We start from the raw sequence: 10996 nt of genomic DNA, 5'->3' as shown, positions 1-10996 counted from the left end.
TAAAAAATCTCATAATTCTTCCCCATCCTCAACAATATATAATTTATTAAGTAATTTACTTTCCTCAAAAGCTTCCATTGCCAAGAGACGATCGTCCTCATCATCTTCAGCCATGAGAATTGGTACTGGTGTTTTATTCAACTTAGATATGCTCATTTTGCTTATCTAAACTTTGTTCAATAGGCAAAGTAATCACAAAAGTAGTTCCTTGATTAGGGATACTACGAGCAGTAATATTACCATTGTGTATTTCTATTATTTTACGACATATTGCCAGTCCTATACCAGTGCCTTGATATTTTTGCTTGCTATGCAGGCGTTGGAAAGGTATAAATATTTTTCCTCAAAACCAATTCCATTGTCGGATACCATAATTTGAACTTGATTAGTTTCCGACTGTAAAATTGCTTCTACCTTGACAATGGGGTGATTTTCTGGTATATTAAATTCTAAGTGAATTGCCAATTAAGTTTTGGAAAAATTGTCGCATTTGTATCGAGTCGGCCTGAATAGTAAGTAATTCTTCTATTTCCACCTGAGCTTTTGTTTGTTCAATGCGGTTCTCTAAGTCCTCAATAACTTCTTCGTAACTGCCCAGGTAGGAAAGCAAGGAATATTCACATGAGGGAAAAAATATGGTATTTTTGAACTATGAGTCCAGAAGAAAAAGATCAAAAAATCAAGAGCCTAGAGAAAGAACATCTGGCACTGCCCGAAAGGATAGCAGAGCTAGAGAGGCGTTTGGGGTTAGATAGTCAAACAAGTTCAAAGCCACCATCAAGTTATGGACTCAAAAAGTCAAGTAAAATACGGACAAAAAGTTTAACAGAAAAAGGGAAGCGACCATCAGCAGGACACAAAGGTCATCCAGGGCAGAGATTAGAGCAAGTATTAGAACCAAAGGAAATAGTAGAACATCCAACACCATGGTCATGTCAGAGATGTGGATGTGAACTGGGGGTTGTAGCCGTCAAAAAAATCATCAAGGGACAAGTATTTGATATACCAGAGCCAGAAATAATTGTCACAGAACACAGAGTAGCAGTGAAAGAATGTCTAGAATGTGGGGCACAGATACAAGGAAGTTTTCCAGAATCTGTGACAGCACCAGTACAGTATGGAGTAAGAATTAAAGCAGTTGCAGCGTATCTAAATCATCAACATTTTGTTCCCGAAGACAGATTGAGTGAAGTGCTGTGGGATTTGTTTGGTTGTCGAATCACACCAGGGACAATAGCCAAGACAACAAAAACACTTGCCAAAATCATAGAACCTGTAGTCAGTGAGATTGCATCCCAACTCAAAGCAGCATCAGTTAAACATCTAGACGAGACGGGATTCAGGATTGGAGGAAAAACCAATTGGTTACACGTGGTTTCAACTGAAACAGAAACCTGGTATCGAGTTGGTGGTAAACGTAAAGACATAGAAATATTGGCTGATATCAAAGGTGTAGTAGTCCATGACCACTGGAAGCCGTATGATCAACTCCAAGATGTTAATCACGCTTTGTGTAATGGCTATCATCTTCGATAACTCAAAGCTCTAGAAGAAATAGAGCAAGAATCTTGGGCTAAGTCAATCAACAAGTTGTTACGTTTAGCTTGTAATTACAAACATCGCTATCCCAAGGGTATTCCTAAAAATATAGTTTCTCGTCTGACTCAATTGTATGAGCAAATCATCAAACGAGGGCTGAGTTTTCATTGCTCTGAATCACCCCTGACTAGCAAAGGTAATCGAGGACGGGTGAAACGAGGTGTTGGTGATAACTTAATTGTTGCGTCTTTCTAATTTTCAGGGTGATGTTTTACGGTTTCTGACAGAACCGGATGTTCCCTTTACCAATCATCAAGCAGAGCGTGATTTGCCTATGATCAAGTGTAAGCAGAAAAATTCAGGTGGCTTTCGCTCCTTTGATTTTGCGGTTTCATTTGCCAATATCCGTTCTTTTCTTTCTACTGCTTCTAACCATAGTTTGAATTTGTTGGAAGTTATTACTAGGGCCTTACTTGGTGATGTATCTTTTTTTCTCACCTCTATTACTACTAGCTAGGCAGTTACACTTCTTCTAATATTTGAGAAAGGGTTACAGGTACATAGGGTTGCCCTTTGGTCGTAATGCGTGAGAAGTCTAATAAATCCCTAATTAGAATTTGCATCCTGTTGGCAGAACTCTGCATTCTTTATAGATAGTCTAGCCCTTTTTCATCCAACACTTCCCCATATTTAGCTTTGAGGCGATCGCCAAAGGTCTGAATTTTCCGTAGTGGTTCCTGCAAGTCGTGGGAAGCTACATAAGGAAAATCTTCTAGTTCTTGGTTACTGATTTTTAGCTGAGTAATTAGTCTTTGCTGTTGAGCTTCATTTTGCTTGCGGGGAGTAATATTTTGAATTTTAGCAATAAAATACAGAGGTTCGTCTGATGGATCTTTTGCTAGAGAAACACTCAAAATTATCCAGACAATATGACCTTCGTTGCTAATATAGCGCTTCTCCATATTATATTTGCTTTTTTTTCCTTCTAAGAGTTCCTGCACAAAGGCAAGGTCAACAGCTAGATCGTCAGGATAAGTAATTTTTTGGAAAGTTAACTGGATCAATTCAGCTTCACTGTAACCTATCATTTCGCACAAAGCATGGTTAACCTCGAAAAAATTTCCATCTAGTGATACCAGATCCATACCAATAGGTGCATCGTCAAAAGCTAGACGGAAGCGTTGTTCTTTTTCTTGCAATCTGTTGCAACCAGGAGATATTGGGGGTAAAGATATTTTATGTCCGCGCTCTTTCCTTCCACTGTTATTAAAGTGCGCTTGAGCACCCTAAAAAGTTCTGTATATTTACAATTTGGCTATTTCGCTGTTTGTCTGATTAATAATGACGACTGACTTGTAGTTTCTAGATTTCTAAGCTGACCCACATCCTTGAATTACAGCACAAAAAACATGGAACAGTTAGTAGGCTTTATCCCTATATCTCTTTTTCAGCTAAAATGCAATAAATGCATTTAAATAATACATAAAATTCATAAAAGTATATATTTTGTAACAAATAATACGAATATTTAATTGAAACTCATTTACATTAGTCAGCAACAAATTAATAAAAATTTGACATGAGATGGTGACAACAGATGCAGAAATTTTAAACATTTTGATTTTCTAGTTGTCGGCTCAAAAAAATCAGTAATTGGGTCAATTCAAGCATCTTACAGTTAATTTTCCGAAAATTTATGAGATTGCCTACCAATGAGGATAGTTATAGATGACTGGCACAGTAGAACGCCAACAAAAACTAAATAAATTTGAGAAATTTAAAGCAGAAAAAGATGGTCTGGCAGTGAAAACAGAACTAGAAAAATTTGCCAATATTGGCTGGGAAGCAATAGATAAAACTGACCGCGACCACAGACTAAAATGGTTAGGTGTATTCTTCCGACCAGTAACTCCAGGCAAATTTATGTTGCGGATGCGGATGCCAAATGGATTCATCACCAGTCAACAAATGGGAGTCTTGGCAGAAATAGTCCAACGGTACGGCGAAGACGGCAGCGCCGACATCACCACCAGACAAAACTTGCAACTGCGGGGAATTAGGATAGAAGATATCCCAGACATCTTCCATCGATTTGAACAAGTAGGTTTAACCACCGTTCAATCAGGCATGGATAATGTACGCAACATCACAGGTTCCCCAGTGGCCGGAATAGATGCTGATGAACTCTACGATACCCGCGAGTTAGTTCAGCAAGTCCAAGACATGATTACTGGCAACAGCAAAGGCAACCCAGAATTTACCAATTTACCACGGAAATTCAATATAGCGATCGCCGGATGCCGTGATAATTCTGTCCATGCGGAAATAAATGATATTGCTTTTGTTCCTGCCTACAAAAACGATAAATTTGGCTTTAATGTTCTAGTTGGTGGCTTTTTCTCGGCCAAACGTTGTGCAGCAGCTATACCCCTTAATGCTTGGGTAGAACCAAATCAAGTTGTTGCCATCTGTCGAGCTATTCTAGAAGTATTTCGCGATAATGGCTCCCGAGGAAATCGCCAAAAATCAAGGCTAATGTGGCTGATAGATGAGTGGGGTTTAGATGAATTCCGCTCAAAAGTTCAGCAACAAATGGGGCAAATTCTAGAGACAGAAGCTCCAAAAGACGAAATTATCTGGGAAAAACGCGACCACATCGGGGTTTACAAACAAAAACAACCAGGATTAAATTATATTGGGTTGCACATTCCGGTTGGTAGGCTGTATGCTGACAATATGTTTGACCTAGCACGGCTAGCTGAGGTTTATGGCAATGGAGAAATTCGGCTGACTGTGGAACAAAATGTTATTATTCCTAATGTTCCTGAGTCTAGAATAGAACCATTCCTTGGGGAACCACTCCTAGAAAAATTTTCCATTAATCCTCAACCATTAACTCGGGCTGTAGTTTCATGCACAGGGGCACAGTTTTGTAACTTTGCTATGATTGAAACCAAAAGTCGCGCCCTAGCAGTGGCAAAGGAAGTTGAGGCTGAACTGTTCATCCCAAAACCAGTACGCATTCACTGGACTGGTTGCCCCAACTCTTGTGGACAGCCACAGGTTGCAGATATTGGTTTAATGGGTACTAAAGCGCGCAAAAATGGCAAAATGGTTGATAGTGTTGACCTGTACATGGGAGGCACAGTTGGCAAAGATGCTAAACTAGGCAGTTGCGTTCAAAAAGGTATTCCCTGTGAAGACCTCAAACCTATTTTACGAAATTTACTAATTGAAAATTTTGGTGCTAAACCAAAGTAAGTTTTCAATCAAGGGTGTTTCAAAAGTCTATCAGAAATCTTACAAATAAAGACCGGAGAAGCTTAAATAGCGTTTCTCAAATTTAGTCTCACAGCCAAAATTTATTTATTACACTCAAAGCACAATAACAATTAAGGAGAATCTCAACAATGTCTACTACAGTTAATGCTTCTAACAATTCATCCGAAACTGCAAAGTCTCTAGGTCTGAAAATTCTGTCTGTAGTCGGGTTAACACTATTTGCTGGTTCTTATGTCAATAGTTGGCAGAGTTCTCTAGCAGAATATGCTCAACAACAAGAACAAGAAGCAGAAGAAACAATAGTTGCTACATCCACTACTGATACTCCTACTATTATAGCCAACACACCCACATCAAAACCTACTATTGCTCCATCAACTTCTGTTGTTGCTTCTGCGGTTGATACTACCGAGTCAGTCTCAGCAGTTAATACAGTACCTGTTGTAGAAACTTCATCCATAGAAACTCAAGTAGCTATGGCAGCAGTTCCAGAAACTCAAGCAGCACCAAAAGTTATTACTGACTCAAATACTCTTGAGAAATTAAACTCAATGCTGTACAACCAGATCGACCAAGCTTGGAAACAATATCCAACTTTTTCTGAAAATTTAGCCTATCGAGTCACAATTAACTCTGCAGGAATGGTTGCCAAGTATGAACATATAAATAAAGCAGCTTCCGAGTACATTGGGGAAACTCCTCTAGCCAAATTGGCTAACTCTAGTATTATTGATGAGAACAAACCAACAGCAGAATATTTAGTGCTACTAACTCCCAATGGTGTAGTTCAAGTTAACCAATGGTTAACCAAATAGGTCTTTGGTTTGAGGTAATACATAGTAGGTGTTAGGTAGAAATTTATATATAATTCACTACTAACTAAAAATTACACTGATAGCGATGAAAGTAAGAAACTTTTTGATGCTAAAGTGCTGAAAAATCTGCAAAATACATAAATTATAATTTTTGCCAACCTACTATGTTATCAGAAAAAAATTTAATTGTTCGCTTTAAACTAACACCTCACTCTGGTACTAATTTAATTCACAAATTTCATAACTGCCTCAGATTATTTTTAGTTACACTTGTCAGCGAAATTAATCTTTGTTTGTAACCTTATATAGCCTTAATAATTGTAATTCAACAAAATATGTTAACAGAACTTTGGTCTTTTCGGGGCCGTTACCGTATACTCCATTTAACTTGGTTTGCTTTTTTTCTATCATTTGTTGTTTGGTTTAACTTAGCCCCATTAGCAACATCATTAAAAGCAGACTTTGGTTTAGAAACTTCTCAAATCAGAACTATTGCTATCTGTAACGTTGCACTAACAGTACCTGCCCGAATTATCATCGGGATGTTGTTAGATAAATACGGACCAAGAATTACCTATTCGCTGCTACTAATGTATGCAGCTATTCCCTGTATAGGCTTTGCCCTTGCACAGAATTTCAGCCAGTTAGTTATCAGTCGTTTGGCACTGAGTATTGTTGGTGCTGGTTTCGTTATTGGTATCCGCATGGTCGCTGAATGGTTTCCCCCTAAAGAAATAGGTTTGGCAGAAGGTATTTATGGTGGTTGGGGTAACTTTGGTTCTGCTGCTTCTGCTTTTACCCTTCCTACTGTAGCTGCTGTGTTAACTTTTAGTGGCGGTGAGATATTAAACTGGCGGTTATCGATCGCTCTGACAGGTATTATAGCTGCACTTTATGGTGCGTTTTATTTCTTCAATGTTCAAGATACTCCTCCTGGTAAGGTGTATAAAAAGCCTAAGCGTGCCACAGGTTTAGAAGTTACAACCCAGAAAGATTTTATCTTCCTAATTTTGATGAATCTTCCTTTAACAGGAGTTCTTTGTTTACTAGCTTGGCGATTGAGTAAAGTTGGTTTCCTATCTCAAGGTCAACTTTCTATTGTCTGGCTATTGCTCTTAGGTTTGTATGGTTTCCAAACTTATAACTGTTGGGCAGCTAATAAAGAGTTGATGGCAGGTGATAAGCGTTATCCTCCTGCTGACCGCTATCAGTTTTCTCAAGTAGCAATTTTAGAACTTACTTATTTTGTTAACTTTGGTTCTGAGTTAGCAGTAGTTTCTATGCTTCCTGCTTTCTTTGAAAATACTTTTGGCTTGGATAAAGCTGTGGCAGGGATGATAGCAGCTAGCTATGCTTTTATGAACTTGGCATCTCGTCCTGGTGGTGGTTTAATTTCAGACAAACTTGGTAGTCGCAAGTTGACAATGACGGTATTGACCGCAGGGATGGGAATTGGTTATCTCACATTTGGTCGTGTAACTGGAGGTTGGTGGCTACCTGCTGCTGTGTTACTTACTATGATGTGTTCTTTCTTTGTGCAAGCTGCTGAAGGTTCTACTTTTGCTATAGTTCCTTTAATTAAGCGCCGAGTTACAGGTCAAATTGCTGGTAATGTTGGTGCTTATGGTAACGTAGGTGCGGTGGTTTATCTGACTACTTTTAGTCTGTTGCCTGAAGGTGCTGTTGGTAATCGAATTTTCTTTGAAGTTCTTGGTGTAATGTCAATAATTGTGGCGTTCCTGTGTGCTTTCTTCTTGAAAGAGCCAGAGGGTTCATTTGCCGAGCACCATAAGGATGAAGAGGATGAAGAGAAAGTGAATCTAGAATCTGTTCCTATGTTTGCTGAAGACTAATGCCCACTTATTTCATTTAGTTTAGTTGCAGTTAAGCTCTGCTGATTAGGGAATGTGGCAGGTTTATTACTTTTCCTACTCTTGTCCTGATTTTCTGTTAATATCATGTGCCCCCTTCGGGGGAGCTATGCTTACGGTAGAACAGTTATCATCAAGTTCGTAGTTTTGCTCTAGCTCTCATATTAAGTATTGCACAGGCTCAAGCCCAACTACAAACAAAAACTTTATTATAAGTAATTATCTATTAGCGTAGCTCCCCTGGAGGGGGGCAGGATTAATTCATTCTCGTCAGAGAATATTTATATGGATATGAAATACATTTAATTGTGCAAATATTAAGAATCTCCCCATATCCCCAAATTCCCCTCCTAGAAGGGGTTAGGGGTGGGTCCCCATCTCCCCATCTCCCCATCAATTTTTCTAAGTGTGACAATAAATTGACCCTGCCCAGAGGGGACAAATAATATAAAATGCTCCCTATTCCTAATTATGTATAAGTATCGGTACTTTGGCAAAAAATATGTTAATAACAGCATCAAACCCTTATATAGTCTAGGTTTTACATTGAAAAAACCTTTTTCCTGATATATCTAGGTTTGAGCCATTTTTAGCCAGATCAACGTATTTCCCTTGCCCCTACTAACTTTGAAGGCATTTTCGCTGTAAAGAATATCAAAGTACCGGTATTCAACTGAATATAATATTATTTCAGCCTGAATTAGTAAATTTTGGTTTTTACTAAAGGTTTTTACTAAAATTTATCAATGAAAAAATTTAGGTAGGGTAAACGTTTTGTGACTCTTTGTTCAATGACAAAACCTACGATTTTAAAACTGTATTAAAACGTATCCAATGTGACAGATAATTTTTCATAAAGTCTTCAATAATAAACAAAAATTAAATTCACAATCATAAAACTTAAATATTGATATTAAGTATTATATTATATTAATTATAAATAGCAAAAAATCAGGGAAAGTTTAGCAGCAGAATAACTTCTGCTGGAATACAAAATTAAATTATTTAACATCCAAATGTAAATGATATTCGCTTGAATTTAACTTGTTCGTCTGCCAATAAAATTATTCTTAAAGTAAACTATGGAACCTACCAAAACTCTTTGCCCTTATTGTGGAGTTGGCTGTGGCTTAGATGTATTACCGCCAGCAATTCCTGGAAAAGCAACAAATCGAGATAGCAAAGGTAATCCCATTTGGCAAGTGCGGGGCGATCGCTCTCATCCCTCAAGTCAAGGCAAAGTTTGTGTAAAAGGTGCCACTGTTGCTGAATCATTGGATAAAAGTCGCCTCAAATATCCAATGATGCGTGATACTCTAGATGAACCCTTCCGTCGCGTTACTTGGGAGGAAGCTTTTAATCGGATTATTAATCGGATTCAAACTGTACGCTTCACCCAAGGACCAGATGCAATTTGTATGTACGGGTCTGGTCAGTTTCAAACAGAGGATTATTATGTAGCTCAGAAATTGCTCAAAGGATGTCTGGGAACTAATAACTTTGACGCTAACTCTCGTCTGTGTATGTCTTCGGCAGTATCGGGATATATTCAAAGTTTTGGTTCTGACGGTCCCCCCTGTTGCTACGACGATTTAGAAAAAACAGACTGTGCATTTTTAATCGGTACTAATACAGCTGAATGTCACCCCATTGTATTTAATCGTCTGCGGGTTTACCACAAGAAAAATAGGAAAGTGAAAATGATCGTGGTAGACCCCCGTCGTACTAAAACAGCAGAAGTAGCAGATTTGCATTTGGCTATTCGACCAGGTACGGATATCGATCTACTTAACGGTATTGCTCATCTACTCATGCGTTGGGGAGCGATCGATCCTACATTCATTGATGAATGTACGACTGGTTTTCCTGAATACACTGATGTGATTCGTCACTCCCCACCCGATCTAGTTGCACGCCACTGCGGTATTCGTTTGGATGATTTGGAAACGGCAGCTCGTTATTGGAGTCAGTCAAAGCAAGTGTTATCTTTGTGGTCAATGGGGATGAATCAGTCCTCTGAGGGGACGGCAAAAGTCCGTACTCTGATTAATTTGCATTTGATGACAGGTCATATTGGTAAACCGGGTGCAGGACCGTTTTCACTGACTGGTCAACCTAATGCTATGGGTGGTAGGGAAGCAGGAGGATTGGCTCATATTTTGCCTGGTTATCGGGTGGTGAAAAATCCCCAACATCGGGCTGATTTGGAAAAGTTATGGGGATTGACTCCTGGGCAAATTTCTGCTGTTCCTGGTCGTACTGCTTGGGAGATGATTACGGCTTTAGAACGTCAAGAATTAGGTTGTTTGTGGATTGCAGCGACTAATCCAGCGGTGAGTATGCCAGATTTAGAGCGGACTAAGGCAGCTTTGTTACGATCGCCTTTTACTGTTTATCAGGATGCTTATTATCCTACTGAAACAGCGGAATATGCTCATCTGTTGTTACCTGCTGCTCAGTGGGGAGAAAAAACAGGCACAATGACAAACTCGGAGCGAATGGTAACTTTGTGTACTGCATTCCGCGAACCCCTGGGAGAAGCAAAAGCAGATTGGGAAATTTTTGCAGAGGTGGGTCGCCGTTTAGGATTTACAAATCAGTTTGATTTTGCTGACTCGGAAGCAGTGAGAGCTGAATTTCTTGAGTTGACACGCGATCGCCCTTGCGACCAAACTGATATTACCTACGACCAATTACGGGAAAAAGGTCCGATTCAGTGGCCTTGCCCTGATAGTAGTGGAGTATCTCAGGAGCGTCTGTATACTGATTTCCGATTTAATACTTCTGATGGCAGGGCACGGTTTGCTACATTTTACTCTCAAGGTTTAGCAGAACCACCAAATTTTGATTATCCTTTTGTGTTGACAACAGGGCGCTTATATGGTCATTGGCATACTCAAACACGCACAGGACGCATTGATAAAATTAGAAAAATGCACCCGATGCCTTTTATAGAAATTCATCCGAAGGATGCTCAGAAGTTAGAGATTGAGGAAAATGATTGGGTAGAGGTGCGATCGCGACGAGGTGCAGCAAGATTTCCAGCAAAAGTGACTAAAGCTATTACTCCAGGCACTGTATTTGTGCCGATGCACTGGGGGGCACTATGGGCAAATCAAGCAGAGGCAAATGCTTTGACTCATCCTCAAGTTTGTCCTGAGTCTGGGCAACCAGAGTTAAAAGCTTGTGCGGTGCAGTTGAGGCCAATTAAATTTGAAACTGCTGTTATGGAAGATTTGATGGAATCAGAGTATTCTGTAGAAAGATCGTCAGCGATATCTATGAAGGGGTGATATGGCGCTACGCGCAAGTCAGAAGTTATGAGGATGTAGGTGTAAGTTGGGTTGAAGAATAAAACCCAACGTCGTCTGGAACGATAGCCTAGCTTGCTGCCAACAAAAGTATAAATCAGAAGAAAAGAAGCCCACTAATGCTGAACTTCAAAAACAGTTGATCACATCTGCTAAAAAGACTGTAGACAGAGAATGG

At 39.4% G+C, this 10996-nt stretch carries 12 protein-coding genes; 7 read left to right on the top strand and 5 right to left on the bottom strand.

Going from position 1 to position 10996, the window contains the following annotated elements:
• Window positions 1–9: 9 nt before the first annotated feature.
• Genes F6K13_RS04925 through F6K13_RS04915 form a run of 4 tightly spaced genes read right to left on the bottom strand, consistent with a single transcriptional unit; the run spans window position 10 to window position 610 of the window.
• On the bottom strand, window positions 10–156 hold the full coding sequence (locus F6K13_RS04925; RefSeq protein ID WP_240038859.1) for a hypothetical protein: 147 nt from the start codon (window positions 154–156) through the stop codon (window positions 10–12).
• Window positions 143–283 (bottom strand): ATP-binding protein, encoded by a 141-nt coding sequence (locus F6K13_RS34910; RefSeq protein WP_353735326.1) that lies wholly within the window; start codon window positions 281–283, stop codon window positions 143–145. The genes F6K13_RS04925 and F6K13_RS34910 overlap by 14 nt, the downstream gene beginning before the upstream one ends.
• Window positions 280–465 carry a hypothetical protein gene (locus F6K13_RS04920; RefSeq protein ID WP_205127295.1) on the bottom strand — a complete coding sequence of 62 codons (186 nt, stop codon included), beginning with the start codon at window positions 463–465 and terminating at the stop codon, window positions 280–282. Before F6K13_RS04920 ends, F6K13_RS34910 begins: the two co-directional genes overlap by 4 nt.
• The gene (locus F6K13_RS04915) at window positions 443–610 is read right to left on the bottom strand and encodes a hypothetical protein (protein WP_205127296.1); all 168 of its coding nucleotides are present in this window, start codon (window positions 608–610) and stop codon (window positions 443–445) included. Before F6K13_RS04915 ends, F6K13_RS04920 begins: the two co-directional genes overlap by 23 nt.
• Window positions 611–651: 41 nt before the next feature.
• Here F6K13_RS04915 and F6K13_RS04910 point away from each other — a divergent pair, with 41 nt between their 5' ends.
• Genes F6K13_RS04910 through F6K13_RS04900 form a run of 3 tightly spaced genes read left to right on the top strand, consistent with a single transcriptional unit; the run spans window position 652 to window position 2056 of the window.
• Window positions 652–1536: a transposase gene (locus tag F6K13_RS04910; RefSeq protein WP_205127617.1), complete on the top strand. Its 885-nt coding sequence runs from the start codon at window positions 652–654 to the stop codon at window positions 1534–1536.
• A gap of 54 nt (window positions 1537–1590) precedes the next feature.
• Window positions 1591–1794, top strand: a complete 204-nt coding sequence (locus tag F6K13_RS04905; protein WP_205127298.1) for a hypothetical protein — start codon at window positions 1591–1593, stop codon at window positions 1792–1794.
• A complete protein-coding gene (locus tag F6K13_RS04900) occupies window positions 1778–2056 on the top strand; it encodes a transposase (protein WP_205127299.1) in 279 nt (92 codons plus the stop codon). Before F6K13_RS04905 ends, F6K13_RS04900 begins: the two co-directional genes overlap by 17 nt.
• Before the next feature lie 130 nt (window positions 2057–2186).
• Here F6K13_RS04900 and F6K13_RS04895 read toward each other — a convergent pair whose 3' ends face one another.
• A complete protein-coding gene (locus F6K13_RS04895) occupies window positions 2187–2738 on the bottom strand; it encodes a PAS domain S-box protein (protein ID WP_124144092.1) in 552 nt (183 codons plus the stop codon).
• A 529-nt stretch (window positions 2739–3267) separates the two neighbouring features.
• Here F6K13_RS04895 and F6K13_RS04890 point away from each other — a divergent pair.
• From F6K13_RS04890 to F6K13_RS04875, 4 genes are all read left to right on the top strand, one after another.
• Window positions 3268–4800, top strand: a complete 1533-nt coding sequence (locus tag F6K13_RS04890; protein ID WP_124154442.1) for a ferredoxin--nitrite reductase — start codon at window positions 3268–3270, stop codon at window positions 4798–4800.
• A 149-nt stretch (window positions 4801–4949) separates the two neighbouring features.
• Window positions 4950–5636 carry a hypothetical protein gene (locus F6K13_RS04885; RefSeq protein WP_124154443.1) on the top strand — a complete coding sequence of 229 codons (687 nt, stop codon included), beginning with the start codon at window positions 4950–4952 and terminating at the stop codon, window positions 5634–5636.
• A gap of 335 nt (window positions 5637–5971) precedes the next feature.
• Window positions 5972–7489 (top strand): MFS transporter, encoded by a 1518-nt coding sequence (locus tag F6K13_RS04880; RefSeq protein ID WP_124144095.1) that lies wholly within the window; start codon window positions 5972–5974, stop codon window positions 7487–7489.
• Window positions 7490–8589: 1100 nt separating this feature from the next.
• The gene (locus F6K13_RS04875; RefSeq protein WP_124144096.1) at window positions 8590–10800 is read left to right on the top strand and encodes a molybdopterin oxidoreductase family protein; all 2211 of its coding nucleotides are present in this window, start codon (window positions 8590–8592) and stop codon (window positions 10798–10800) included.
• The last annotated feature ends 196 nt before the right edge of the window (window positions 10801–10996 follow it).

This window comes from Okeania sp. SIO2B9, assembly GCF_010672505.1.
In the GTDB taxonomy this organism is placed as follows: Bacteria; Cyanobacteriota; Cyanobacteriia; order Cyanobacteriales; family Microcoleaceae; genus Okeania; species Okeania hirsuta.
The sequence above is the reverse complement of the archived record's forward strand: the minus strand, read 5'-3'. Positions and strand labels throughout refer to the sequence as shown.